Below are 26976 nucleotides of genomic sequence, written 5' to 3'. Positions count from 1 at the left end.
GTAAACGTTTAATGCGTCACTCTATTGCCATACCAACAGCAGTAGCCCGATGGCGGCGGCCGCTAGTATCGGCCACTCCTGAAGCGCAATCCAACCGCTTAACGGCTGCCACGCCAGTGCCAACGCCAGTAGAATCAAGCCAAGCCGCAGGCGGTAAAGGCGTTTGCCCTGACGCGCCATCTGCACCCGCATGGCGTTGATCGAGTCGACCTGCTGGTGGCGCTGGCGATGTTCGTGCTCCATTCGGCTGAGCGCCTGGTGAGCCAGTACGGGCAGTTCGGGCAGCTGGTGCGAAAGCTCCGGCGCCTGACGCTTTAACGACTCCCATAATCCGCTGACCCCTGCACGCTCTTTCATCCACTGCTCTAAGTAGGGCTTGGCGGTGCTCCAAAGATCCAGATCGGGATAGAGCTGGCGCCCTAACCCTTCGATATTGAGCAGCGTTTTCTGCAACAGTACCAGCTGCGGCTGCACTTCCATATTAAAGCGTCGTGCGGTTTGGAATAGTCCTAATAGCACCTGCCCAAAGGATATATCTTTCAACGGTTTCTCTAAAATAGGTTCGCAAACGGTGCGAATCGCCGCCGCAAACTCATTGGCACGGGTGTTTTCACCTACCCAGCCGGACTCAATGTGCAGCGCAGCGACTTCGTAATAGTCCTGGTGGAAAAATGCCAGCAGGTTACGCGCCAGATAGTCCTGATCTTCCCGGGTCAGGCTACCCACAATACCGCAGTCGATGGCAATGTATTGAGGGTCTTCGGGGTTGTCACAGTTGACGAAGATATTGCCTGGGTGCATATCCGCGTGGAAGAAGTTGTCACGGAATACCTGGGTAAAGAACAGCTCAACGCCGCGTTCGGCGAGTTTTTTCAGGTTGGTGCCCCGGGCAATCAGGGTGTCTAAATCGGCGACCGGGATGCCGCGAATACGTTCCTGCACCATCACGTGGCGGCGGGTGAAGGGCCAATAGATGGTGGGAACAAACAGCAGCGGCGAGTCTTTGAAGTTACGCTTGAGCTGGGAGGTGTTGGCGGCCTCTTTGTAAAGATCCAGCTCGTCAAATAGGGTGGCTTCGTAGTCGCGAATCACTTCCACCGGGCGTAAACGACGCGCCTCGGGGATTTTGGAGAAGAGCTTGGCGACCTGGTACATCAGCGCCATATCCTGGCGCATCACGCGGTCAATGCCGGGGCGAATAATTTTCACCACCACGTCTTCACCGCCGTGCAGCCTTGCTGCGTGCACCTGGGCAATCGATGCCGAGGCTAATGGCACTCGGTCGAACTCAGCAAAGGCCACTTCCAACGACATCTCCAGCGCTTTCTCGACCCGAGCGGCGGCTTGCTCGCCAGGAAAAGGCGGCACCTGATCCTGCAGGCGTTTCAGCTCATCGGCGATATCCGCAGGCAGCAGGTCGCGACGGGTCGAGAGCATTTGGCCGAATTTAATAAAAATCGGCCCCAGAGCTTCCAGCGACAAGCGCAGGCGCTCGCCCCGTGAGCGTTTGCCAACAGGCACCAAGCGGAGCGGAGAGAACCATAGCAGCGCTCGAAGCCACCAGGGCAGCCGCTCTAAGGGCAGCAGCGTGTCCAGTCGGTGACGGCTGATCACCCAGCTTATCCGCAGCAGGCGCAGGCTCATGGGTGCGACTCCTGTGGCGTGGGCTGAAGCGGTTCCAGGCGCCGCTGTAAGCGGTTTAGGCGCGCTTCCAGACGATCGGTCGCTACCTCTAACTCGGTCAGGTGTTCGCGGAGTAGATTACGCTGCTGTCGCCCGGGTAGCAGGCGGGCCTCTTCAAAGACATATTCAGACACATCCTGCATCAGCTCGTCTTTGGCGCGCAGCCCCCAGCGGGCAGCACGACGCAGCCCTTCGGCCAGGGAGTGGGCGGGCATATCGCCCAGCCAGCGGGCCAGCTCGTTCTCCCAGTCGATATCCAGGTCGAAGAGCAGGTCGCGGGTGGCTTCAAGCAGATGGATACGCCCGCGTACGGCCAGCTTGCCGTCAAACATAAGACGCTCAACCGATGCCCCGCTGAGCCACTCTGAAAATGTTTCCGGGGTGAGCTCGACCACGGCGTCTACGTCGGTTTCATCAACGTCGTCGCCGCGCATCAGGTCGAGCCCGGCGTGGTGATAGTGAATGACCAACGCTAAATGGGGTTGCTCCAGGCGCACCAGTAAACGACTGCCTGCCAATTGGGCCAGCCGTGCAGGCGCCGCCGGGTCACGGGCGAGTAGGGCATTGAGCGTGCGTTCACAACCGGCCAGCAGCAGGGTTGGGGTTACCAGCATGCTGACCTCTTGGCAGGCAATGTCAGGGCACAAAACGTCAGAGCATAAAAAATCAGAGCATAAAAAATCATAGCTTAATGCCGCGGTGCAGTGCCACGATACCGCCGGTCAGGTTGGTGTACTCGACCCGCTCAAGCCCGGCCTCTTCCATCATGGCTTTGAGCGTTTCCTGATCCGGGTGCATGCGAATCGACTCCGCCAGGTAGCGGTAGCTGTCACCGTCACCCGCCACTAGTTCGCCCATCTTGGGTAGCAGGCGGAAAGAGTACTCATCGTAGGCCTTGGTGAGCAGCGGGTTGTTGGGCTTGGAGAACTCCAACACCAGCAGGCGACCACCGGGTTTGAGTACCCGTGCCATGGAGCGCAGTGCGGCGTCTTTGTCGGTGACGTTACGTAGGCCAAAGGCAATGGTGATGCAGTCGAAGCTGTTATCGGGAAAAGGCAGGCTTTCGGCGTTGGCTTGCACATACTCAACGTTGCCGCCTACGCCGTTATCCATCAGTTTGTCGCGGCCAACTTTGAGCATCGAAGCGTTGATATCGGCGAGTACGACTTTGCCTCTGGGGCCTACCAGGCGGGAAAACTTAAGGGTTAAATCCCCGGTGCCGCCAGCGATATCCAGCACGTGGTGGCCGGGGCGCACCCCTGCGCGCTCGATGGTCATGCGCTTCCATATCCGGTGGATGCCCATGGACATCAGGTCGTTCATGACATCGTAGCGGGCAGCCACAGAGTGGAAAACATCGGCCACTCGGGAGGCTTTTTCTTCAACAGGTACTTCCTGAAAACCAAAGTCAGTGGTGCGTTTTTCTGTGGGGCTCATTGGGCAGTAGCTCCCGAATTCGAGGCGGTGGCAAATCAACCCTAAGTCTTTGAACCTGGGCCGACGCGATTAAAAGTTAACGCCATTGTAGCCTTCTCCACCCTGACTTGTCTGCCCGGCTCCTTGTAAGGAGCCTGAGTCAGGTGGTCACAGTTGCTTGAATTGAATGCTGGCGGGCTCTCGCGAGGCCCCGGCCTCTTTTAACCGCTGTAAGTAGTTGTTCCAGTAAGCTTCCTGGTGGGTAGCGAGGTCATACAGATAGTTCCAGCTAAACAGCCCGCTGTCGTGACCATCGTCAAAGTGCAGCTTCAATGCATAGTTACCCGCCTGGGTAATATTCTGCAGGCCGACATCTTTTTTGCCCACTTGCAGCACCGCGGAGTCGCCGCCGTGGCCACGTACTTCGGCAGAAGGTGAATAGACGCGTAAGAACTCTACCGGAAGGCGGAAGTTCTCACCATTGGCGTAGCCAAGTTCCAGTTCGCGGGCCTGCTTATGGTAGTGAACCCGGGTGGGGGTAGGGGCGTTCATAAAGAGACCTCAATGCTGATTGCCACAGCAGCTTGCCCGCCAAGGGCGGCAAGCTGCTGTGACCGGCTAGCTCAATTTATAAAATATAGCGCGATAGATCTTCGTCGACCGCCAATTCGCCAAGCTGCGCATTGACGTAGTCGCCATCAATGACCAGCGGGCTATCCATATCGCCGCCCCTGAAAGAGGCTTCTTCCAACAGCCGCTCCATTACCGTGTGCAGGCGGCGGGCGCCGATATTCTCGGTGCCTTCGTTGACCTGCCAGGAGATCTGGGCGATACGCTCGATACCATCGGCAGTAAACTCAATGTCGAGCCCTTCGGTGGCCAGCAGCGCCTGATACTGTTTGGTCAGCGACGCGGAAGGCTCGGTAAGGATGCGTTTGAAATCGTTGGGCGTTAGCGCGTCGAGCTCAACGCGAATCGGCAACCGCCCCTGAAGTTCAGGGATCAGATCCGACGGGCGCGACAGATGGAACGCGCCAGAGGCGATAAACAGGATGTGATCGGTCTTGACCATGCCGTACTTGGTTGAAACGGTAGAACCTTCAATCAACGGCAGCAGGTCGCGCTGAACACCCTCGCGGGAGACTTCGCCACCGCTGGACTGACCGCTGCCCTTGGCGACTTTATCGATCTCGTCCAGGAACACGATGCCGTGTTGTTCCACCGAGTAGACCGCACGGGCCTTGATCTCTTCTTCGTTGACCAGCTTGCCGGCTTCTTCATCGCGCAGCAGTACCAGCGCCTCTTTCACCGTAACGCGGCGGTGTTCACGCTTCTGCTGGCCCATGTTGGAGAACATGCTCTGCAGTTGGCTGGTCATCTCCTCCATGCCCGGCGGGGTCATGATATCGATGCCTGGGCCCTGGGAGGAGATCTCGATATCGATCTCTTTATCGTCCAATTGGCCCTCGCGCAACTTCTTGCGGAAGGTTTGGCGGGTGCCGCTGTCTTCGCGCGGCTTATCTTCCTGACCCCGCGGCGGCGGCAGCAGGGCATCCAATACGCGGTCTTCAGCCGCATCTTCGGCGCGGTGGCTGACTTCTTCCTTGGCCTGTTCGCGCACCATTTTGATCGCGGCTTCCATTAAGTCGCGAATAATCGACTCAACGTCGCGGCCCACATAGCCAACTTCGGTAAACTTGGTCGCTTCAACTTTGATAAACGGTGCTTTGGCCAACTTGGCTAAACGGCGGGCAATTTCGGTTTTACCCACGCCGGTGGGGCCAATCATCAAAATATTTTTGGGCGTGACTTCCGGGCGCAGATCGTCATCGAGCTGCATGCGGCGCCAGCGGTTACGCAGGGCGATAGCGACGGCTCGCTTGGCATCCTGCTGGCCAATGATGTACTGGTCTAGAGCGTGAACAATTTCGCGGGGTGTCATCTGAGTCATATAAGTAACCTTAGTGTGCAGTGAGCGGCGTTTGGGGATCGCGTGAGTTGATTAGCGATCGTCAATCGACAGCTCTTCGAGGGTCACGTGGTGGTTGGTGAATACACAGATATCACCAGCGATCGAAAGTGACTTCTCGGTAATTTCACGCGCCGACAACTCGGTGTTTTCCAGTAGCGCTCGGGCACTGGCCTGGGCGAAGTTGCCGCCCGAGCCAATGGCAATAATGCCGCGCTCAGGCTCGACCACGTCGCCGTTGCCGGTAATGATCAGCGAGGCGCTATGATCCGCGACGGCGAGAAGCGCTTCCAGGCGGCGCAGCGCCCGGTCGGTGCGCCAATCTTTGGCAAGCTCAACCGCTGCCTTGGTCAAATGGCCCTGGTACTTTTCAAGCTGCGCTTCAAAGCGCTCAAACAGTGTGAAGGCGTCCGCGGTACCACCCGCAAATCCGGCCAGTACCTTGCCGCGGTAGAGGCGGCGCACTTTGCTGGCGTTACCCTTCATTACGGTATTGCCCAGTGATACTTGGCCATCGCCGGCGAGGGCGACCTGATTTCCACGGCGAACGGAGACAATAGTGGTCATGGAGATAACTCCTTGGGGGGAGACGCGCTCCCGATGACTGGCTGATCACTTACTCTTTAGCAAACTGTTCCTGGAAGCGACCGTTGTGTAAGCATTCACAACAAAATGCGGGCGGCTGATAAAAAATCAACCGCCCGCAGGTGATCAAGAGGGAATTCTCAGTTTTGCAGTTGGATAAGCAGGGGCTCGATACCTTGGGTATTCATTAAATCCTGAGCCCGGTTCAGCTCACGGGTGTCCTCGTAAGGCCCGACTTGTACCCGGTGCCAGGTATTGCCATCGGCCTTTACTTCGCTGATTTCCGCCAACAGACTTAAATTGCGCAGTCGGCCGCGCAGCTGTTCGGCGTCGCTTGCTTCACGAAACGAGGCCGCCTGAAGCATATAGCGCCCTGGGGTGTTGGTGGCCGCTTCATTCTCTTGGGCTGCCGAGACCTGATCTTCAGGCCGGGTATTGGCAGCAATGACCTGGGCGATGGGGTCGTCGCCTGCGGCGCCAGAGGCTGCGCCGCTATCGGCTGTTTGTTCGGGAGCCTCTGGGCGCACAACGCTTGACGGCAGCGAAACGCCTGGGGCAATGACCTCGGTTTCCGGCAGCAGGGTGTAAAACTCAAACGTCGGCATCGACGGCTCGGCGGCCTCCTCGGTTTCCCTTGCGGCGGCGCGCTCTTCGCTACCCGAAGGTTTAGGCAGAACCGTGGCCTGGGGCGTTTCGCTCTGCTCTTGCCAGGGGGCGGTGCCGTGCTGGTGCTGAGCCAAAAAGAAGCCTGCCGCCACACCGGCAAGACCCCACAGCCAGCCGGGTAGGCGGAACCCCCCGCCTGAACTGCGATTGGACTTGCGCTGCGATGTGGCTCCGCGGCGAGGGGCGGGCTTTTTGCGCGGGCTAGCCATTGCTTACATCTCCTCTGGGGCGCTAACCCCCATTAAATCAAGCCCGTTGCGCAGCACTTGACGGGTGGCGAGGCCCAGCGCCAAGCGGGTATTGCGCAGGGTGTCGTCCTCGACCATCACTTTGACGGCGTTGTAGCAGGTGTGAAAATCGCCGGCAAGATCGAGCAGATACTGGGCAACCTGCTGGGGCTCGCGGTTTCTGGCGGCGGCTTCCACTACTTCAGGGAAGCGCGCCAAGCGGTTCAACACGGCTTTCTCCTGGTCGCTATCGAGTAGCGCTAGGTTGGCCAGTGCCAGGGCGTGATCAAACGGCTGGTCGGCATCCTGGGCCTTGCGCAGCATGCTGCATACCCGGGCGTGGGCGTACTGGATGTAATACACCGGGTTGTCATTCGACTGCGAGCGGGCCAGGTCGATATCAAAGGTGAGCTGGGAGTCGGCGCGGCGCGCGGCGAGGAAGAAGCGCGTGGCGTCGCGGCCCACTTCGTCGATCAAGTCACGTACGGTCACGTAGCTACCGGCGCGCTTGGAGAGTTTAACCTCGACGCCAGAGCGGGTGACCATGACCATCTGGTGGAGCACATAGTCGGGCCAGCCTTTGGGGATGCCCACCTCCAGCGCCTGTAAACCGGCGCGCACGCGGGTGACGGTGGAGTGGTGGTCGGCGCCCTGTTCGTTGATCACGGTTTTGAAGCCGCGCTGCCACTTGTCCAGGTGGTAGGCCACATCGGGCAGGAAGTAGGTGTAGCCGCCGTCGCGTTTGCGCATCACGCGGTCTTTGTCATCACCGAAGTCGGTGGTGCGTAGCCACATGGCGCCGTCATCTTCATAGGTGTGGCCCGCGCTCACCAGCTTCTCAACGGTGGCGTCTACCTTGCCATCTTCGTAGAGTGATGACTCCAGGAAATAGACGTCAAACTCGACGCCGAAGGCTTTGAGATCCAGATCCTGCTCGCGACGCAGCCACGCCACGGCAAACTCTTGAATGGCGTCTAAATCGTCAGGATCTTTTTTGGCAGTGACTTCGCGGTCATCGGCGCTGACCGTTTTACCTGCCAGGTAGTCGTTGGCCACATCGACGATATATTCGCCTCGATAGCCATCTTCGGGCCAGCTTTCATCGTCAGGGCCCAGGCCTTTTACCCGCGCCTGCACCGAGCGGGCCAGATTGGCGATCTGGGCGCCCGCGTCGTTGTAGTAAAACTCGCGGGTAACGTCGTAGCCGGTGGCCTCGAGCAGGCGGCAGAGACAGTCGCCAATCGCCGCGCCGCGACCGTGACCGACATGGAGTGGGCCAGTGGGGTTGGCGGAAACGAACTCGACCTGAACTTTTGCCCCTTTACCCGCCATGCTGCGGCCAAAGGTGTCGCCGCAGTCGAGCACCTGGGCAACGATTTGCGCCGCGGCGTCGGCGGCGGCGAAGAAGTTGATAAAGCCGGGGCCCGCAATCTCGGTTTTTTGGATGGCGTCGCTTTCGGGCAGCGCTTCAACCAGCGCGCTGGCTAATTCACGCGGATTTTTGCCTGCCGGTTTGGCCAGCATCAGTGCCAAGTTAGTGGCGTAATCACCGTGGGCCTTGTCTTTGGTTGGATCCACTTTGATGGTGGGCTGAAGGTCGTTGGGCAGCACGCCTTGGTGCTTGAGCGCGGTGACCGCGCCTTCGAGCAGTGAAACTATCGTATCTTTCATTGAGGTATCCGGTGTCGTCGGTGGCGGCGTGTGCTAACGCGCAACTATAAGGGTGCGTCGATTAAAGCGGCTATTATCGGCAATTGGGCCGCAGTTTCAAAGGCGTGTTACTAAACAAGCGGTTCTGAACACGTATTGGAGCCAGGGCAGGTTTTCGCGAGGGCGCTGTTAACCCCTCCTTGGGCGCTACTTTTTCCATCTGACCGCCATGGATGGCGGAAATGCCGGAATTGTCGGGAGCACTTTCCGGCCCTGGAAAAAGACCCTCACTACAACCTGCCCTGGCTCCGGTTATGTAAATCAATGTATTCACTGCTATCAAAAAAGCGCTAGGCGAGTGTCTGTGGGTCGATATCAATCGACCAGCGTACCTTGCGTGCTTCGCGATTGGCTTCCAGCCACTGCACCAGCCAGCTAACGGCGGGGTGTAATTGGCTGCGTTTATCGGCCGCTAGCATAACGTGTAAATGGTAGCGGTTCTGGCGTCTTTCCATCGGCGCGGGTACTGGCCCCAGGCAGCGGGTGGCTACGCGGGACTCTTTGAGCCACTGGCGCAGGGCCTGGGCGGCCTGTTGCGCCATCGCCAAAGCAGCCTCCTCTTTGGGGCTTTCGATGCGTAGCAGCGCCATAAAGCAGAACGGCGGCAGTTGGGCGATACGTCGCTCTTCGAGCATATTGCGCGCCAGCGCTCCATAGCCATGTTCGGCCAACTGGCCCAGGTGAGGGTCGTCGGGGTGCAGGGTTTGCACCAGCACGCGGCCTGGGTGGGCGGCGCGACCGGCACGGCCCGCCACTTGTTCAAGCAACTGGGCGCTATGTTCGAGAGCACGGAAATCAGCGGCGTAAAGGCCGCCGTCGGCATTGACTACCACGACCAGCGTGACATGGGGGAGGTGGTGACCTTTGGCAAGCATTTGAGTGCCGACCAACACGCAGGGCTCACCGCGTTGAATCTCTTTTAACACTTGCTCAAAGCTATCCTTGCGTCGGGTGCTGTCGCGGTCGATGCGGTGGATGGTGGCCTTCGGAAACAGCGTCTGTAGTGTCTCTTCGGTGCGTTCTGTGCCGCTACCCAGGGCGCGCAGGTCGCCGCTGCCACACTCGGGGCAGGCGTCCGGTAGGGCACGGCGGCTATCGCAGTGGTGACAGGCCAGCAGCGGTGGCTGGCGGTGCAGCGTCATGCGCGCGTCACATTGGTTGCAATCGGCCATCCAGCCGCAGGCGTGGCAGGCAAGTGTCGGAGCAAAACCGCGGCGATTGATAAAAATCAGCACCTGCTTGCCAGCAGCGAGGGTGCTTTTAATCGCCTTAATGGCGCCGGGTAGCAAACCGCCCTGGCGGCGCTGATGGCGTAGATCGATCAGCTCTAGCTTGGCCGGCGGGTGCTGACTGGGGCGCTGAGTCAGGCGAAGATGGCGGTAGGCGCCAGCAAGCGCCTGATGCAGACTCTCCAGAGAAGGGGTGGCGCTGCCCATTAGCAGCGGAATCTTATGGTAGTGGGCGCGTGCTACGGCTAAATCACGGGCGTGGTAGCGCAAGCCATCGTGCTGTTTGTAGGAGCCGTCGTGCTCCTCGTCGACAATAATCGCGCCGGGATTGGCCAGCGGGGTAAAAATCGCCGAACGGGTGCCGATAATAATCAGCGCACGGCCGCTGGCGGCGGCTTCCCACACATCTAAACGTTCGGGGTCGGTGAGGCCGGAATGCAGCGCCACCACGGGAACGCGAAAGCGGCTTCTAAAGCGCGCAAGCGTCTGTGGTGTGAGGCCAATTTCCGGCACCAGTACCAGCGACTGTTTGCCCTTGGCGGCGATGGCTTCAATCAGTTGAAGATAGACTTCCGTTTTACCGCTCCCGGTGACGCCTTCGAGCAAGCAGGGGTGGTAGCCGTCGAGCTTTTCGTGCAGCGCTGCCAGCGCCGTCGCCTGCTCGCGGTTAAGGGGGAGCGCCGGTGTTGCCAATAAGTTGCCGCTAGGAGGCGCTGGGGCGGTGAGGATGTGTTCCTGGCTCGTGGCGAGGCCTTTCTTCTCCAGCGCCAATAGCTGATCGCGGGCAAAGCCGTGGGCGCTAACCGCGCGACTGGGCAGACCATGGGGGTGTTGGCGTAGCAGCGAATATAACTCCGCTTGTTTGGGTGCTCGGCTAAGTATCTCTTCTGCGCCTTCGCCTTGGGGGAGCCAAAGGGTTTGGGTGCGTCCCGCCATAGGGTGGCCCTGGCGTAGCCGTGCTGGCATGGCGTGGTGCAGAGTGTCGCCCAGGCTGTGCTGGTAGTAACGGGCGGCAAAGCGGCATAGCCATAGCCAATCTTCCGGCAGCGGGCCATCATCAAGTGTCTCACTAACCGCACGGAGCTGGCTGCGCGGCAGGTCGCTGCTGCCGGCCAGTTCGACGACCACGCCAACCACTTCGCGCCGCCCAAACGGCACCCGCACTCGCAGGCCCGGCTGCCAACCGCAGGGTGGCGTTTCCCGAGAGGGCAGATAATCGAACAAGCGGCGCAGCGGCGAGGGCAGCGCTACTTTCAGCACTAGTTCGAGTGCTTGAGCAGATCCTTGAAAAGGGGCCTGTGAAGAAAAAGAGTCAGCCAATTGGCCTCCGGCGTTAGTTTTGCTAGAATATGCGACCGCTCTGAATCTTAACGATCTTTGTCGATCTATTGTAAAGGTCTATTGCAAAGATCTATCGCAAAGAACTATTGCAAAGATCCATCGTAACGACAGAGCGGCTAACCGGTTAGTCGTTTTTTCCAAACCCGTATGCGGTACCTGGCAAGAGATCAGGTGGCGGCATATAGCTTCGTGAGGCTCGAAATGAGACAAGGTATTCACCCGAATTACAACACGGTCACCGCCAACTGTTCTTGCGGCGCCACTTTCCAGGTAGGTACGACCTCTGGTCAGGACTTCTCTTTGGATGTGTGCTCCAACTGCCACCCGTTCTACACTGGTAAGCAGAAGCAAGCGACCACTGGTGGCCGCGTAGAGCGCTTCAACAAGCGTTTCGGCGCAGCTGTTAAGCGCGGCTAATCCCAGTCGGATAGCCATATCGCCAGCATGCCTGTTCAGAACAGGCGAAGCTCGCGCAAAACCCACGCCTCGGCGTGGGTTTTTTGTTTCTCGGGTAGACTCGTTGCGCAATATTTATATGGAAAGATTTTCCATAAATGCTGTGTTGCATCAATAAGCAAACCATTATGAGTGAACCCTGTTTGCATAAGTTTCAGCAAATAGTGGTTAAAAGTTACGAATATGAAGGTAAAATTCAGTTAAACGAGCGTTTTGTAGTAAGTTGACGGCGCGCTTGAGGCGTTATGGTTTTTTCTATATTCTGAAACAACTTATTCTACTTTATGTTAACTGGACTCTGACCATGACGGATGCAAATAAGCAGGCTGCTTTGGATTATCACGCGAAACCGATTCCCGGTAAGCTTTCGGTGGAGTTGACCAAACCCACCGCGACGGCACGGGATTTGGCACTGGCGTATAGCCCAGGCGTGGCTGAGCCAGTGCTTGAAATCGCCCGGGATGTGGAAAATGCCTACCGCTATACCGGCAAGGGTAATCTGGTCGCCGTGATTACCGATGGCAGCGCTATTCTGGGGTTGGGTAATCTGGGGCCGCTGGCGAGCAAGCCGGTGATGGAAGGCAAGGGCGTGTTATTCAAGTGCTTTGCCGGTATCAATTCGGTGGATATCGAAGTGGATGCGGAGAGCCCCCAGGCGTTTATCGATACCGTCGCGCGGATTGCCGATACATGGGGCGGCATCAACCTTGAAGACATTAAGGCGCCGGAGTGCTTTGAAATTGAGAAAGCGCTGATTGAGCGCTGTAGCATCCCGGTCTTCCATGATGACCAGCACGGTACAGCCATTGTGACGGCGGCCGGCATGCTTAATGCCTTGGATATCGCTGGCAAAAAAATCGAAAATGTTAAGATCGTTTGTATGGGCGCAGGGGCGGCGGCGATTGCCTGCATGCGGCTGCTGATCTCCTGTGGTGCCAGTAAAGAGAACCTGGTGATGTTGGATCGGCGTGGCGTTATACACACCGACCGCGAAGGCATTAACGAATATAAAGCCGAGTTCGCCCGTGATACCGAGATGCGCACCCTGGACGATGCTATCGACAACGCTGATGTCTTTATTGGCCTGTCTGGCCCAGGGCTACTCTCCGCCAATCAGGTGAAGAAAATGGCGCCAGATCCGGTCATTTTTGCCTGCACTAACCCGGATCCGGAAATTCACCCTGACGTTGCCCGTGAAGTACGTCCGGATGTCATTATGGCGACCGGCCGCTCTGACTTCCCCAATCAGGTCAACAACGTATTGGGTTTCCCGTTTATTTTCCGCGGCGCTTTGGATGTTCGCGCCACGCGCATCAACGAAGAGATGAAGCTGGCCGCGGTGCATGCCCTGAAAGACCTGGCCCGTGAGCCGGTTCCCCAGGAAGTGCTGGACGCCTACGAGCGCACCGAGATGAGCTTTGGCCGCGAGTACATTATTCCCACGCCTGTCGATATTCGCCTGCTGGCGCGGGTCACCTCGGCGGTAGCCCAGGCCGCGGTTGATTCTGGCGTAGCGCGCAAGCCATTCCCGGCGCACTACCCGCTGCAGTCAATTAAGGACGTCTACGGCGGCTAAGCCCGTAGCTTGTTGGATGACTTGTTCGATGACTTACGCCCGCTTCTTGCGGGCGTAAGTGTTTTGAGAGACTGCCTATTTAGTCTTTCGTATAGCGTGTCAGTCCTTCCTGAGCGGTAGAGGCCACCAAGCGGCCATCGCGGCTGTAGATATGCCCCCGCGCCAGCCCGCGAGCACCGCCTGCCCAAGGGGAGTCGATAACATAGAGCAGCCAGTCGTCCAGGCGGCTGTCCTGATGCAGCCATAGGGCATGGTCAAGGCTTGCTATGCGCAGCTTGGGGTCGCGGTACGCAATGCCGTGGGGAACCAGACTGGTGGTCAGCAGGTTGAAGTCTGAGGCGTAAGAGAGCAGGTGGCGGTGCAGTGCCGGGTCGTCTGGCAGCGTACCGGCAAGGCGAAACCATAAGCATTGGCCTGCTGGCGTGCCGTTGTCGGGGTTGCCGGGGAGATGCACAAACTCAATTGGGTGGCCGGGAAAGCGCTCGTGCTTGGCCTCGCCGTTTTTGATTAGCGCTTCGGGTGTCGGCACATTTGGCATGGCGCGCTGATGGCTAAAGCTCGCCTCTTCGCTTTGAAAGGAGGCGCTGCAGAAGAAGATGGGCCGGCCTTTTTGAATGGCAGTAACGCGTCGGGTGGTGAAGCTGCCGCCATCGCGAATGGTATCCACCTGATAGACAACGGGACGGTGGGGGTCACCGGGGCGTAGAAAGTAGCCGTGCTGAGAGTGGGGACGGCGTTCACTGGGCACGGTACGTGTGGCGGCTGCCAGCGCCTGACCGAGCACCTGGCCGCCATAGAGTTGAGGAAAGCCTAGATCCTGACTCTGGCCACGATATAGCGTCTCTTCCAGGGTCTCTAGCTCTAGTAACGCTACCAGTTTGTTCAGCGCGTCTGTCATTCTCGGTATCCTTGCGGCTGTCTCTATAAGAGGCTGTCGGTGGAAGTGAGTTGCCACGGCAGGGGCAACCCTTTCATACGATCGTTTAGCTACCTTAGCGGAGTTTACGTTTATGCGCAGCGATGAATTTTACATGTACCGGGCGCTTGACCAAGCCCATCTCGCTGCTGCGGCGGGCGAGGTGCCCGTGGGGGCGGTGGTGGTCGATGCTCAGGGGGAGATCATTGGTGTCGGCTGCAATGCGCCGGTGGCCAGTTGCGATCCTAGCGGTCACGCGGAAGTTCGCGCCCTGCGCGAGGCGGGCAAGCATCAGCGTAATTACCGCCTTGAGGGCTGCACCCTGTTTGTCACCTTGGAGCCGTGCATGATGTGTGCAGGCGCGATGATACATGCACGTTTGGCCCGTCTGGTTTACGGGGCTGCGGAGCCGCGGGCTGGCATGGTTGAATCGAAGGCTAATCTACTGGCGCAGCCGTGGTTCAACCATCAGGTCGCGGTGACGGGCGGTGTATTAGCGGCACCCTCGCAAAAATTGCTGAAGCGTTTTTTCACCGCGCGACGTGATCAACTGAACCAGAAATAGTTAAGCAGTGTTAATTAAGCGGCGGCACCAGCTCGAACAACAGCAGTGGATCGTCGTTGACAGGCGTTTGTTCTAGTTGGAAAAACTGCTGGCGGCTACGCTCAACATACTCAATCATTTCGTAGTAGCGACGAATATTGCGTACGTATATTACCGGCTCCCCGCCCCGGGCGTAGCCGTGACGCGTTTGGCTATGCCATTCACGCTGTTGTAACAGAGGGAGCGCGGCGCGAACATCCACCCAGCTGTCGGGGTCACCTCCACGCATTTCGGCGATCTTGCGAGCGTCGTATAAATGTCCCAGGCCCACGTTGTAAGCAGCCATAGCCATAAACAGGCGATCATCACCGGTGATACTTTCCGGTAAGCGATCCTTAATGCTGCGTAAATAGCGGGCACCGCCATCAATGCTCTGAGCCGGATCGGTACGGTCGCTGACGCCCATCTCGCTGGCGGTGGGGTTGGTCAGCATCATCAAACCGCGCACCCCCGTTGGTGAAACCGCGTCCGGATCCCAGTGAGACTCCTGGTAGCCCACGGCCGCGAGCAACTTCCAATCAAACCCCGTTTCCCGAGCAGACTGCTGGAAGAGGTCTGTGTAGCGGGGCAAGCGCGCGTCCAGGTGATCAAGAAAGGTACGGGTGCCGACATACTCTAAGTAGTCGTCATGGCCAAAGTAGCGGCTTACCAGCCGATCCAGCGTGCCGCTTTCCTGCAGGTCTTGGAGGAAACGATTAGCGGCCTCAAGGAGACCCAAGCCGCGACCGCTGGGCACCGCCCACGCCATGGAGAGCGGGTCGCCGAGGATAAAGCCGCGTTCAACGTTAGGAAAAAACAGCCGGTTTAAACGGAATTGATGCTCAAAAATAACCGCTGCGTCCAGGGTGCCATTCTCAACCCGCGCCAGTAGTTCGGCGACTTCCAGTTCGTGGGACTCTTTCCAGCTCAGGGTGGGGTGGCGATGCTGAAGGTCGCGCAGTGCTTCACTGGTACCCGCTTTGCTAAGTGTACCAAGCTCCAAGCCGACCAGGTCGCTCGGCTCACTGATGCCATTAAGGCCGCGCCGGTAGACTACCAGCGGCTGCATTTGAATAATCGGTCGGGTGTAGTAAATGCCGGAAGGGTTGGGTAGCAGCGGTAACGCTGCCGCGCCCAGGTCGCCGCTCTCACGTACCGCTGGCAGCACACTTTCAGGGTGGTGGCGGGCGTTAAGATTAAGACTCACCCCAAGGTAGTCGGCAAAACGGTGCATCAGCTCATACTCAAAGCCGGTAGGGCCTTGGCGACCCTCGTAATAAGTGGTGGGTGTATTACGGGAGTGAACGGTAATAAAATCTTTTGCAGTGATCTGCGTCAGATGCTCGCCGGGGGGAATCAGGGAGAGAGTCGGCACCAGAGTCAAAAGCGTAATAGCTATCAGCGCATAATAAGCGCTGGCTCGGGCTACAAAATGTCGGCAAATCAACGTCAGCATGGCGTCTTGTCGGCATGAAACAAGCTGCCACGATACCCAGCCAGAGGCAGGCTGTCACCTTGTTGATTTCGTGTGGCGGGTGGTTTCCAGTATCATAGGCTATTTTCGGCACCATAAAAGCATGGCCGCATAGCGGCCCGGTGATTTCCCTGCTCGAATTTCCCTGCTCTAGAGGCTTCAGGATATGCTCGAACTGCGAGGCGCGCCCGCCCTTTCTGCCTTCCGTCATGCTCGGCTGTTAACGGTGCTGCGTGAACGTGTTCCCGAGGTGGAAGCGCTGTCTGCCCACTATGTTCATTTTATCGATATTCGCTCCCATGACCGCCGCGATGAGTTAGATGATGCTGCCCGCGAACGTTTGGTGCAATTACTGGATTATGGTACTCACTCGAGCGTAGAGGTTCCCGAGCGTGCCCAGCGCTTTTTAGTGGTGCCGCGACTGGGTACCCAATCACCCTGGTCGTCAAAAGCCACTGATATTGCTCACAACTGTGGCTTGCGCCAAGTTGGCCGCATCGAGCGCGGCATCGATTATCGGGTCGGCTTTACCACTATGCCGGATGAAGAGGGGTTGAACGCGCTGGCGGCACTGCTGCACGACCGTATGACTGAAACGGTGCTGGCCGATGCTTCAGACGCCGCTAAGCTGTTTGCCCAACACGACCCGGCCCCGCTGGGCAGTGTGGATATTCTAGAGGGTGGCCGTGATGCGCTGGCAACGGCCAACCAGGCGCTGGGGCTGGCACTGGCAGAAGATGAAATCGACTACCTTGTCGATGCTTTCAATGAACTGGGGCGTAACCCCAGCGACGTTGAGCTGATGATGTTTGCCCAGGCCAATTCCGAGCACTGCCGTCACAAAATCTTTAACGCCGACTGGGTGATCGACGGCGAGCCGCAGAGCCACTCGCTGTTCAAAATGATCAAGAATACCTTTGCGTCATCGCCAGATAACGTGCTCTCGGCTTACAGCGACAACGCCGCCGTGATCAAGGGCAGCCAGGCCGGGCGCTTCTTTGCCACGCCGCTGACTGGCGCTGACGACGAGCGCGCGCTCTACACCACTCATCAGGAGCCCATCCATATTCTGATGAAGGTGGAGACCCATAATCACCCCACCGCGATTGCCCCTTTCCCGGGAGCGGCGACCGGCTCCGGGGGGGAGATACGTGACGAAGGTGCTACCGGTATCGGCGGCAAACCCAAAGCGGGTCTTTCCGGCTATACCGTGTCCAACCTACGCATTCCTGAGTTTGTGCAGCCCTGGGAGGCTTTTGATTATGGTAAGCCCGAGCGCATGCAGTCGGCGCTTAATATTATGCTCGACGGCCCCATTGGCGGCGCTGCATTCAATAACGAGTTTGGCCGCCCCAACTTAACCGGCTATTTTCGCACCTACGAGCAGGAGTCGCTTAACGACGGCGGCATCGAGCGGCGTGGCTTTCACAAGCCGATTATGCTTGCCGGCGGTTACGGCAATATTCGTGCCCACCATGTTCAGAAGGGCGATATCCCCGTTGGTGGCAAGCTGATTGTAATGGGCGGCCCGGCGATGTTGATTGGCCTGGGCGGCGGAGCAGCCTCCAGCATGGCATCCGGCACCTCCAGCGCCGATCTGGATTTCGCCTCGGTGCAGCGTGAAAACCCCGAGATCGAACGCCGTGCCCAGGAAGTGATTGACCGCTGCTGGGCGCTGGGCGATCACAACCCGATCCGCTTTATCCACGACGTGGGTGCTGGAGGGCTCTCCAACGCGTTGCCGGAGCTGGTCAAAGACGGCAACCGCGGCGGCCGCTTTGAGCTGCGCGCGGTACCCAATGCCGAGCCGGGTATGAGCCCGCTGGAGATCTGGTGTAACGAAGCCCAGGAGCGCTACGTGCTTGCCGTTGCGCCGGAGGATTTAGATACCTTTGACGCGCTATGTCAGCGCGAGCGCTGCCCCTATGCGGTGGTTGGCGAAGCGTTGGACGCGCATCACCTTGAAGTGCGCGACGGCCACTTTGATAGTAAGCCGGTTGACTTACCGATGAGCGTGCTATTCGGCAAAGCGCCTAAGATGCAGCGCGAATTCGAGCGTCACGACCCGGAGCTTTCTGGGGTAATGCTCGATAACCTCGACCTGCGCGAAGCGCTGGATCGGGTGCTGCGCTTGCCTACCGTAGCCTCTAAAAGCTTCTTGATTACCATCGGCGACCGCTCAATTACCGGCCAGGTGGCCCGCGACCAGATGGTCGGCCCCTGGCAGGTGCCGGTGGCCGATGTAGCGGTCACCACGGCAAGTTTTGATACCCACGCCGGTGAAGCCATGGCCATGGGCGAACGTCCGCCGGTGGCGTTGATCAACCCTGCAGCCAGCGCCCGTTTAGCGGTCGCCGAAGCGATTACCAACCTGGCCGCAGCGCCAATCGCCAAGCTAAGCGATATCAAGCTCTCCGCTAACTGGATGAGCGCCGCCGATCATCCGGGTGAAAACCAGGCCTTGTATGACGCCGTTTATGCGGTGGGCATGGAAATGTGCCCGGCACTGGGCATTGCCATCCCGGTGGGCAAAGACTCCATGTCGATGCGCACTGCTTGGCAGGATAAAACTGAGCAGGGTGAGCATGAAGACAAAAGCGTCACTTCGCCGCTTTCGTTGGTGGTGACCGGCTTTGCCCCGGTGACTGATGCGTTGGCGACGCTAACACCGCAGATCAATCTGGATCAGGATGAATCGGATCTGATTTTGATCGACTTGGGGAATGGTCAAAATCGCTTGGGCGGCTCGGCATTGGCACAGGTGTACGGTCAAGTAGGTAACGACTGCCCCGATGTGGACGATCCGGAAGATATCAAGGCGTTCTTCGAAGTCATTCAGGGCCTTAACCGCGACGGTAAGTTATTGGCCTACCATGACCGTAGCGACGGCGGCCTGCTGGTCACGCTGCTGGAGATGGCCTTCGCGGCCCACGCCGGGCTTGAGATCAAGCTCGACTGGATGATCGATGAGCCAGTGGAGGCGTTGAACGCGCTGTTCTCGGAAGAGCTGGGGGCGGTGATTCAGGTTAATCGTGAGCACACCGAAGAAGTGCTGGCGCAGTTTGCCGTGGCCGGTATCGAAACCTGCGGCGTCATTGCTCGCCCGCGTTACGACGACCAGGTGCGCGTCACGCTATTTGAAGAGCCGCTGCTGGAAACCACTCGCCAGCTTACCCAGCGTACCTGGGCAGAAACCAGCTACCGCATGCAGGCGCTGCGCGATAATCCCGAATGCGCCAAAAACGAATACGACAATCTGCTCGATAGCCGCGACCCAGGGCTCTCCGCATCCCCCACTTTTGATATTAGTGAAGATATCAGCGCGCCGTTCGTTAATACAGCCAAGCCCGCCATGGCCGTGCTGCGTGAGCAGGGCGTCAATGGCCAGGTGGAAATGGCCTGGGCCTTTGATAAGGCTGGGTTTGACGCCGTGGATGTGCATATGAGCGACATCCTGGAGGGACGCGTTTCACTGGAAGAGTTTAAAGGGCTTGTGGCCTGCGGCGGCTTCTCCTATGGCGACGTGCTGGGCGCCGGCGGTGGCTGGGCCAAGTCGGTGCTGTTTAATGAGCGTGCTCGGGAGCAGTTTGCGGCGTTCTTTGCCCGTGAGGACAGCTTCTCGTTGGGGGTATGTAACGGCTGCCAGATGCTGTCGCAGTTGAAATCGCTGATTCCCGGCGCTGAAAACTGGCCGACCTTTGTGCGCAATGAATCCGAGCAGTTTGAGGCGCGGGTCTCCATGGTCAGGGTCGAGAAGAGCCCATCGATTCTGCTGGCGGGTATGGAAGGTTCTCAGTTACCCATCGCCGTGGCCCATGGCGAAGGGCGGGCGGAGTTCCGCGATAGCGCTCACCTGCGCAGTATGCAGTCGAGCAGCCAAATCGCTCTGCGCTACATCGATAACTATGGCCAGGCCACCACACGTTATCCGGCCAACCCCAACGGCTCGCCTGCGGGCATTACCGGCCTGACCACGCCGGATGGCCGGGTGACTATTATGATGCCCCACCCCGAGCGTGTTGCTCGGGCGGTCACCAACTCATGGCGCCCGGCGGAGTGGACGGAAGATGGTGCCTGGCTGCGGCTATTCCGCAACGCTCGGGTGTGGCTCAACTGATTTCAGTAACGTTCGAAGCAGCATGGTAGGAGTAAACGGCGGCTTTTTGCCGCCGTTATCTATTAGGCCAATTGTTAAGAGTGCGGTTGGGGAGCGCTCGCCGGTGTTTCCTCTGCGCCTGTTAGCGGCAGCCCGAGCTTTGCCTCGAGGGTTTCAAGCTCTAGCCGGTAGCGCTCAACGAGGTATTCAAAGCGTCCAAAATCATGTCCGCAATCCATACAAAATACATGGGCTTGATCACGCCGTGTGGCGGGCAAGCGTTTTAAGCGGCTACCGCACTCGGGGCATTCAGGGCTGAAATGATTGGTTGTCATGGCTCACCTCACTATTATCTTCTCGCTGATAGACGTTGCGAGTTCAGGGATTATTTAAACCATCATTACTACGACGCGACTAAAGTCGTAATAGTTCAATAGCGGGCTAATTAATTTGCCGACACTTAACTCCTTGCAAGCGTCCTCTTTAACGCCCCAGCTTCGCCCCTATCAGCAGGAAGCGGTAAAGCGCGTGGTGGTGCATTTTCGCGCCTCCAGCGATCCTGCTTTGGTGGTATTGCCTACCGGTAGCGGCAAATCCCTAGTCATTGCGGAGCTGGCTCGCTTGGCGAGAGGGCGTGTGCTGGTGCTCGCCCATGTGCGGGAACTGGTAGAGCAGAACCACGCCAAGTACCAGGCCTATGGGCTTGAGGCGGATATTTTTAGCGCCGGCTTAAAGCGTAAAGAGGCCAACCGCCAAGTGGTATTTGGCTCGGTGCAGTCGGTGGTGCGCAACTTGGATAGCTTTAACGACGCTAACTTTACCCTGTTGGTGATCGATGAGAGCCACCGTGTATCGCTCAACGAAGACGCCAGCTACCGCCAGGTGATCGGGCATTTGCGCCAGCACAACCCGCAACTCAAGATACTTGGCTTAACGGCGACCCCTTACCGCTTGGGGCAGGGGTTTATCTACTATCGCCACCACCACGGCATGGTGCGAGGCAGTGAAGAGAGCTTTTTCCGCGACTGCGTGTTTGAGCAGCCGCTGCGCCTGATGGTCAAGCAGGGCTATCTCGCCGAGCCCAAGCGCTTGGATATGGCCATTGAAGGCTACGACTTCTCTGCGCTCAAGCCCTCTTCAAGCGGTCTGTTTCCGGAGGAAGCGCTTAATCGCGTGGTAGCGGGTAGTCGCGCAACGCCGGGCATCATTGATCAAATTATCGAGCGCGCGGTTGAGCGTCAGGGCGTGATGATTTTTGCCGCCACCGTGGCTCACGCCGAAGAAATTATGAGCTATTTGCCCAGGGCAGAAGCGGCGCTGATTACCGGTGCAACGCCTTCCCAGGAGCGCACGGCGCTGATCGATGCCTTTAAAGCGCGGCAACTGAAATATCTGGTCAACGTGGCGGTGCTGACCACCGGTTTCGATGCGCCCCACGTGGATTTGATCGCTATTTTACGGCCCACCGAATCGGTGAGCCTCTATCAACAGATGGTGGGCAGAGGACTGCGCCTATCACCGGGGAAAAGCGACTGTCTAATTCTGGACTACGCTGGTAACCCCTGGGATATCTATGCCCCCGAAGTGGGCGAGCCGAAGCCGGATAGCGACAGCGAGCCGGTGCAGGTGGAGTGCCCCGCCTGTGGCCACGCCAATCTCTATTGGGGCAAGCGCGATGGCGATGTCGTCATTGAGCACTTTGGGCGTCGGTGCCAGGGGCTGATTGATGACCCAGATAAGCCAGAAAGGCCAGGAAATGGCTCACGCGGCGCGGCTTCGGGCGCCTATAAAAAGCAGTGTGAGTTTCGCTTTCGTTTTAAAGTCTGCGATGAGTGTGGGGCTGAAAATGACATCGCCGCCCGTCGCTGCCACGGCTGCGACAAACTGTTGGTGGACGCGGATGACAAACTCAAGGATGCCCTGAAACTAAAAGACGCCAAGGTATTGCGGGTAAGCGGCATGCAGTTGGAAGCGACGACTAATGGGCGCGGCTTGCCGCGTTTAAAAGTCACCTACCACGACGAAGACGGCAGCCACTTGTCCGAGTGGTTTGCGTTGGAAACCCCCGCCCAACGGCGCGCCTTCTACGCCGCCTTTCTGCGCTACCACCTGCGCGCCCCAGGCGGTAAATGGCAGCCGCTAAGCGCCGACGAAGTCGTCGCCGAACAGCGCCGTCTGCGCCACCCTGATTTTGTCGTGGGGCGCAAAGTCGGGCGCCACTTCCAAATCCGTGACAAGCTGTTTGACTATGTTGGCCGCTACCGCAAAGCAGCTGAGGCGGGGTAGCATGTGCCTTGTGGCAATAAAGCATCTATTATTCAGTACCTCGACGAATTAAGAAGGTAACAAGCATGACTACTTCTCCTAAGCGAGTTACGTTTGATGAAGATAATTTTTGGGTTGAGTTAAGCGATGGGCGGACGGTCGGCGTGCCACTGGCTTGGTACCCGCGGCTTCTTAAAGCATCACCCCAACAATTGGCTTGCTATGAATTGAGTGCCCGCGGAATTCACTGGGATGCGCTGGATGAAGATGTGTCTATTGATGGGATTCTGGCCGGGCAAGGCGATTTAACGCGTCACCGTCAGGCTGTTGCCTGATTTCAACCACCTCAAGAGAGCCGACCCGCGTGAGCGAGACGCCAAGCGATACTGTCGAATTAGAAAACCCTGATGCTGCGGTCACTGAGCCTGCGGCGGCTTCGTTTGGGCGTCTGTTTGATGAGCCGATTACGCAAATGCCGGAGGATCTGTATATTCCCCCGGAAGCGCTGCGGGTCTTTCTGGAGACCTTTGAAGGCCCGCTGGATCTGCTGCTCTACCTGATTCGCCGTCAGAACCTGGATATCCTCACTATCAATGTGGCCACCATCACCCACCAGTACATCGAGTATGTGGAGCTGATGAAGGCCATGGAGATCGAACTGGCGGGGGAGTACCTGCTAATGGCCGCCATGTTGGCGGAAATCAAGTCGCGCACGCTGCTGCCCCGCCCACCTAAAGCAGAGGGCGAGGATGAAGAAGATCCCCGCGCCGAGCTTATCCGTCGGCTACAAGAGTATGAGCGCCTTAAAGAAGCCGCAGAGACACTGGATACGCTGCCGCGCATGGGGCGTGACTGGTTCAGTGTACAGGCGGGCTTACCACCGCTGGAATCCCGGGTGATTCACCCCGAGGTGGAGTTGGATGAGCTGCTCAGCGCGCTCTCCGATGTGCTCAAGCGTGCCGAACTGGTGCAGGCTCACCAGATCAGTCGTGAGGTGTTGTCTACCCGCGAGCGCATGCTCAAAATTATGGAACAGCTAAGTCTCGACGACGCCCATCAGCGCTATACCCCCTTTGAGGCGTTGTTTACGCTGGAAGAGGGGCGTGCAGGCGTGGTGGTCACGTTTATGGCTATTTTAGAGCTAGCTAAAGAATCCATGATTGAAATTGTCCAGAATGCCCCGCTGTCGCCTATTCACGTGCGTGCGCGGCGTGCTGCCCTTGCTGACGACGAGGAGAGCGCTTTTGATGAGGGCGAGATAGAAGATGATGCCTATGGTGAGTCCGCTTTTGAACCTGGCGAGGAGACGTCATGAGTGACGCCGTCACCGCGTTAGACGACATTATTGAAGCGGCACTGCTGGCCGCTGGCGAACCGCTGCCCCTTGAGCGCTTGGAGACGCTTTTTCTGGAGGACGAATGTCCCACGCGCAAGGAGTTGCGTGACATTCTTGAGCGCTTGCAGCAGCGCCATTCGGGGGGCGCGCTGGAGCTGTTAGAGACCGTTTCGGGCTACCAGCTGCGCATTCGTCCGCGGCTTTCCCAGTGGGTGTCGCGGTTATGGGACGAGCGTCCTCAGCGTTACTCCCGGGCGCTGCTGGAAACCCTGGCATTAATCGCCTACCGGCAGCCGGTAACGCGGGGGGATATTGAGGAGGTGCGTGGGGTCAGCGTGAGTAGCTCAATCATGCGCACCCTCGCAGAACGTGGCTGGATTCGCGTGGTCGGTCATCGTGATGTGCCCGGTCGGCCGGCGGTCTACGCCACCACGCGCAGCTTTTTGGACGATTTTGGCTTAAAAACTCTCGATGCGCTGCCGCCCATGCACACCCTGGCGAGCTGGGACGAGAACGAAATACCTGAAGAGCCGGGAATGGCGAAGGGTGCTGACACTCATGAAGAGAATGGCTTCGGCTCAGACCATGAAGCACTGGACGAAACGAGCAAAACCGTGCAGGATGCGCCTCCCCAGAACGATGAGTTAAGCTCGGCTGAGCCAGCCGAGACCCACGCCGAGACGGCGTTAACCCAGCCGTTGAGTTTTGCCGACCTACAGGCACGGCTCGCGGCACGTGCCAAGCGCCAACAAGATGAGCGCGAAAGCACGCAGACTACCGATGTGAGGTCAGACGACCATGAATCAGAGTAATAACACCACGCCCCCTACCAGCGAAAAGCTGCAAAAAGTTTTGGCCCGTGCAGGCCTTGGCTCGCGGCGTGAGATGGAAACGGCGATTTCCGCCGGCCGGGTTAAAGTGAATAGCCAGGTGGCCAAGCTGGGCGACCGCGTTGAAGCGCGGGACAAAGTCAGTTTTGATGACCGCCCAGTGGCACTGCGCCCGGAAGAGGAAGTGCCGCGCCGGGTCATTATGTACAACAAGCCGGAAGGCGAGTTGTGCACCCGCAAAGATCCTGAAGGTCGTCGCACGGTGTTTGACCGCTTGCCGCGCCTGAAAGGCGAGCGCTGGATTGCAATTGGCCGTTTGGATATCAACACCAGCGGTTTACTGCTATTCACTACCGATGGCGAATTAGCCAACCGCTTGATGCACCCCTCTACCCAGGTGGAACGGGAGTACGCGGTTCGTGTGATGGGAGAGGTAAAGCGCGAGCATATCTTGGCGATGGTCGATGGCGTAATGCTGGAAGATGGTCCGGCGCGCTTTACCGACGTGCAGGAGTTTGGTGGCGAAGGCATCAACACCTGGTTCCATGTAGTGATCCTGGAAGGCCGCAACCGTGAAGTACGGCGCCTTTGGGAGTCTCAGGCGCTGACGGTGAGTCGCCTTAAGCGTGTGCGCTACGGCAATATCTTCCTCGATAAGCGGGCAAAAGCCGGCGAATGGGTTGAGCTTACCCAGGATGAGGTGGATGACTTAGCCACGCTGGCTAACCTAGAGACCCGTAAGGTGCCCGCGCTAACGCCGGATGAGAAGAATCGCTGGAACCGCGATAAGCACAAGCGTAAGCCGGTGCAGGCGCTACGCAAACCGAAAAGCAAAGCCCGCTAAGCGCGTTCTTGAACGAAAGTAGTTAACGTGCCTGATAGCATAGCGTGATATGTCAGGCACGAAAATAGCCTGTTTGTAGTGTCTAAAGCTAAAAAACGCTTGCTATCAATGAGGTGTAAGCGTAGGATATGCATCCGTTCAGGCGGGTCGTTAGCTCAGTTGGTAGAGCAGTTGACTTTTAATCAATTGGTCGCAGGTTCGAATCCTGCACGACCCACCATTCAAACAACTGATCAGTTTAAATCAAGTCAGTTTGAATTAAGTGATGAACGTTTAATGTAGATAGTGTGTGGAAGCGCTAGGAAATCAGTAGCGCAGCAAGTTTGGGTCGTTAGCTCAGTTGGTAGAGCAGTTGACTTTTAATCAATTGGTCGCAGGTTCGAATCCTGCACGACCCACCAAATTCAACGCCCTTGGCAGTTTACTGCCAGGGGCGTTTTGCTATGTATCTGGATATGGGTTTGGAAAGCGCTCTGGGTGTGACAATCTGTTTGCAGTCAAACGCTATTTCCCGCCAAAATGGTTTAGAATAAATCTGTCCAGAATAGATTTTAAGTGATTGGCCATCGCGAGAGACGCAGCGGCCCATCGCTCATACGAGCGGCGCATGTACAAGGCGTGCATGGGCCGTGACCCAGTGTTTAACAGGGGGATTCCCTGTTCGTCACAGTGGTAGACACAATGACTATTATGACTACTCAAGCTGAGCTAAGCGCTCCGCTACCTACGGCCTACTGCCCGACCCGTATTCCCGCGGAAGATCAGGCTCGGGTTGAAGAGATCAAACGGCTGTTGAAAGCCCACAACGCCGTTTTGGTTGCCCACTACTACACCGATGATGCTATCCAACAACTGGCGGAAGAGACCGGCGGCTGTGTTGCTGACTCGCTGGAGATGGCGCGCTTTGGTGCTCGCCATGACGCCACCACGCTGGTCGTCGCCGGTGTCCGCTTTATGGGCGAAACCGCCAAGATCCTCTCGCCTGAAAAACGCGTGCTGATGCCTACCCTGGAAGCCACCTGTTCGCTGGATATTGGCTGTCCTGCCGATGAGTTCAGCGCTTTCTGTGATGCCCACCCTGACCGCACCGTGGTGGTGTATGCCAACACCTCCGCAGCCGTTAAGGCGCGGGCGGATTGGGTGGTGACGTCGTCGATTGCGGTCGAGGTGATTGAACACCTGCAAGCCAAAGGCGAGAAAATTCTCTGGGCACCCGATAAGCATTTGGGTGGCTATATCCAGAATAAAACCGGCGCTGATATGTTGATGTGGGACGGTGCCTGTATCGTCCATGAAGAGTTCAAGGCCAAAGGCGTTGAAGACCTGAAGCGCCTCTATCCGGATGCCGCGGTGCTGGTGCACCCAGAGTCGCCGGAGCCGGTGGTTAAACTGGCCGACGTGGCAGGTTCGACCTCGCAACTGATCAAGGCGGCAAAAGAACTACCCAATGATAAGCTGATTGTGGCGACGGATCGGGGTATCTTTTTCAAAATGCAGCAAGCGGTGCCCGATAAAACCCTGTTTGAAGCGCCGACGGCAGGCAATGGCGCCACCTGCCGCAGTTGCGCGCACTGCCCCTGGATGGCGATGAACGCGCTGGATAATCTGGCGGGCGCGTTGCGCGAAGGGAGCGGTGAAATTCAGGTAGCTGAAGCGCTGCGCCTGCAGGCTTTAAAGCCCCTTGAGCGGATGCTTAACTTTAATGCATAGCTTCAATGCATAGCTGAAGGCCAAGCCTGTTAAACATATACGGCGCCCATGCTGTTTAACTCAT

The 26976-nt window shown here is 58.0% G+C and carries 22 protein-coding genes and 2 tRNA genes; 12 read left to right on the top strand and 12 right to left on the bottom strand.

From position 1 onward, the window contains the following. Positions 1-21: 21 nt before the first annotated feature. From ubiB to QT231_RS12280, 9 genes are all read right to left on the bottom strand, one after another. Positions 22-1644, bottom strand: a complete 1623-nt coding sequence (gene ubiB / locus QT231_RS12320) for a ubiquinone biosynthesis regulatory protein kinase UbiB (RefSeq protein WP_308337149.1) — start codon at positions 1642-1644, stop codon at positions 22-24. After that, positions 1641-2297 carry an SCP2 sterol-binding domain-containing protein gene (locus tag QT231_RS12315; RefSeq protein ID WP_308337148.1) on the bottom strand — a complete coding sequence of 219 codons (657 nt, stop codon included), beginning with the start codon at positions 2295-2297 and terminating at the stop codon, positions 1641-1643. The genes ubiB and QT231_RS12315 overlap by 4 nt, the downstream gene beginning before the upstream one ends. A gap of 67 nt (positions 2298-2364) precedes the next feature. Then, entirely contained in the window at positions 2365-3120 is a 756-nt protein-coding gene (gene ubiE, locus QT231_RS12310; RefSeq protein WP_308337147.1) for a bifunctional demethylmenaquinone methyltransferase/2-methoxy-6-polyprenyl-1,4-benzoquinol methylase UbiE, read from the bottom strand. Between the two features lie 147 nt (positions 3121-3267). Next, positions 3268-3651 (bottom strand): DUF971 domain-containing protein, encoded by a 384-nt coding sequence (locus QT231_RS12305; protein WP_308337146.1) that lies wholly within the window; start codon positions 3649-3651, stop codon positions 3268-3270. Positions 3652-3727: 76 nt separating this feature from the next. Then, a complete protein-coding gene (gene hslU / locus QT231_RS12300) occupies positions 3728-5050 on the bottom strand; it encodes an ATP-dependent protease ATPase subunit HslU (protein ID WP_308337144.1) in 1323 nt (440 codons plus the stop codon). Positions 5051-5101: 51 nt separating this feature from the next. Next, positions 5102-5635 carry an ATP-dependent protease subunit HslV gene (gene hslV, locus QT231_RS12295; RefSeq protein WP_007113850.1) on the bottom strand — a complete coding sequence of 178 codons (534 nt, stop codon included), beginning with the start codon at positions 5633-5635 and terminating at the stop codon, positions 5102-5104. A 158-nt stretch (positions 5636-5793) separates the two neighbouring features. Next, a complete protein-coding gene (locus QT231_RS12290) occupies positions 5794-6528 on the bottom strand; it encodes an SPOR domain-containing protein (RefSeq protein WP_308337143.1) in 735 nt (244 codons plus the stop codon). Between the two features lie 3 nt (positions 6529-6531). After that, the gene (gene argS, locus QT231_RS12285; protein ID WP_308337142.1) at positions 6532-8217 is read right to left on the bottom strand and encodes an arginine--tRNA ligase; all 1686 of its coding nucleotides are present in this window, start codon (positions 8215-8217) and stop codon (positions 6532-6534) included. 329 nt (positions 8218-8546) lie between these two features. Next, positions 8547-10805: a primosomal protein N' gene (locus QT231_RS12280; RefSeq protein ID WP_308337141.1), complete on the bottom strand. Its 2259-nt coding sequence runs from the start codon at positions 10803-10805 to the stop codon at positions 8547-8549. 222 nt (positions 10806-11027) lie between these two features. On the opposite strand from QT231_RS12280, the gene rpmE reads away from it, so the two are divergent. Both rpmE and QT231_RS12270 read left to right on the top strand, forming a co-directional pair. Beyond that, positions 11028-11243, top strand: coding sequence for a 50S ribosomal protein L31 (gene rpmE / locus QT231_RS12275; protein WP_064234439.1), 216 nt, complete (start codon positions 11028-11030; stop codon positions 11241-11243). Between the two features lie 343 nt (positions 11244-11586). Beyond that, complete coding sequence (locus tag QT231_RS12270; protein ID WP_308337140.1) at positions 11587-12858, top strand: malic enzyme-like NAD(P)-binding protein; 1272 nt, start codon at positions 11587-11589, stop codon at positions 12856-12858. 79 nt (positions 12859-12937) lie between these two features. On the opposite strand, the gene QT231_RS12265 is transcribed toward QT231_RS12270, so the two are convergent. After that, positions 12938-13756: an acyl-CoA thioesterase II gene (locus QT231_RS12265; RefSeq protein WP_308337139.1), complete on the bottom strand. Its 819-nt coding sequence runs from the start codon at positions 13754-13756 to the stop codon at positions 12938-12940. A gap of 112 nt (positions 13757-13868) precedes the next feature. Between QT231_RS12265 and tadA the strand changes: the two genes are divergently transcribed. Next, positions 13869-14339, top strand: a complete 471-nt coding sequence (tadA, locus tag QT231_RS12260; RefSeq protein WP_308337138.1) for a tRNA adenosine(34) deaminase TadA — start codon at positions 13869-13871, stop codon at positions 14337-14339. Between the two features lie 10 nt (positions 14340-14349). On the opposite strand, the gene mltF is transcribed toward tadA, so the two are convergent. After that, the gene (gene mltF / locus QT231_RS12255) at positions 14350-15813 is read right to left on the bottom strand and encodes a membrane-bound lytic murein transglycosylase MltF (RefSeq protein ID WP_308337137.1); all 1464 of its coding nucleotides are present in this window, start codon (positions 15811-15813) and stop codon (positions 14350-14352) included. Between the two features lie 184 nt (positions 15814-15997). On the opposite strand from mltF, the gene purL reads away from it, so the two are divergent. After that, positions 15998-19948, top strand: a complete 3951-nt coding sequence (purL, locus tag QT231_RS12250) for a phosphoribosylformylglycinamidine synthase (protein ID WP_308337136.1) — start codon at positions 15998-16000, stop codon at positions 19946-19948. A gap of 74 nt (positions 19949-20022) precedes the next feature. Here purL and QT231_RS12245 read toward each other — a convergent pair whose 3' ends face one another. Next, positions 20023-20262 (bottom strand): hypothetical protein, encoded by a 240-nt coding sequence (locus QT231_RS12245; RefSeq protein WP_308337135.1) that lies wholly within the window; start codon positions 20260-20262, stop codon positions 20023-20025. A gap of 193 nt (positions 20263-20455) precedes the next feature. On the opposite strand from QT231_RS12245, the gene QT231_RS12240 reads away from it, so the two are divergent. The 8 genes from QT231_RS12240 (at position 20456) to nadA (ending at position 26912) form a co-directional block, all read left to right on the top strand. Next, positions 20456-22213: a DEAD/DEAH box helicase gene (locus QT231_RS12240; protein ID WP_374694390.1), complete on the top strand. Its 1758-nt coding sequence runs from the start codon at positions 20456-20458 to the stop codon at positions 22211-22213. Positions 22214-22278: 65 nt separating this feature from the next. Then, entirely contained in the window at positions 22279-22527 is a 249-nt protein-coding gene (locus QT231_RS12235; RefSeq protein WP_146875598.1) for a DUF2442 domain-containing protein, read from the top strand. Between the two features lie 29 nt (positions 22528-22556). Next, positions 22557-23507, top strand: a complete 951-nt coding sequence (locus tag QT231_RS12230) for a ScpA family protein (RefSeq protein ID WP_308337134.1) — start codon at positions 22557-22559, stop codon at positions 23505-23507. Continuing rightward, positions 23504-24340 carry an SMC-Scp complex subunit ScpB gene (gene scpB / locus QT231_RS12225; protein WP_308337133.1) on the top strand — a complete coding sequence of 279 codons (837 nt, stop codon included), beginning with the start codon at positions 23504-23506 and terminating at the stop codon, positions 24338-24340. Before QT231_RS12230 ends, scpB begins: the two co-directional genes overlap by 4 nt. Further along, positions 24327-25202 (top strand): 23S rRNA pseudouridine(2605) synthase RluB, encoded by an 876-nt coding sequence (gene rluB, locus QT231_RS12220; protein ID WP_308337132.1) that lies wholly within the window; start codon positions 24327-24329, stop codon positions 25200-25202. Before scpB ends, rluB begins: the two co-directional genes overlap by 14 nt. Before the next feature lie 144 nt (positions 25203-25346). Then, positions 25347-25422, top strand: a tRNA-Lys gene (locus QT231_RS12215). A gap of 105 nt (positions 25423-25527) precedes the next feature. Next, positions 25528-25603, top strand: a tRNA-Lys gene (locus QT231_RS12210). 280 nt (positions 25604-25883) lie between these two features. Further along, a complete protein-coding gene (gene nadA / locus QT231_RS12205; RefSeq protein WP_308337131.1) occupies positions 25884-26912 on the top strand; it encodes a quinolinate synthase NadA in 1029 nt (342 codons plus the stop codon). Positions 26913-26976 lie beyond the last annotated feature (64 nt).

Origin of the sequence: Halomonas sp. SpR1, from assembly GCF_031010175.1 — a bacterium.
Taxonomy (GTDB): domain Bacteria; phylum Pseudomonadota; class Gammaproteobacteria; order Pseudomonadales; family Halomonadaceae; genus Vreelandella.
The sequence above is the reverse complement of the archived record's forward strand: the minus strand, read 5'-3'. Positions and strand labels throughout refer to the sequence as shown.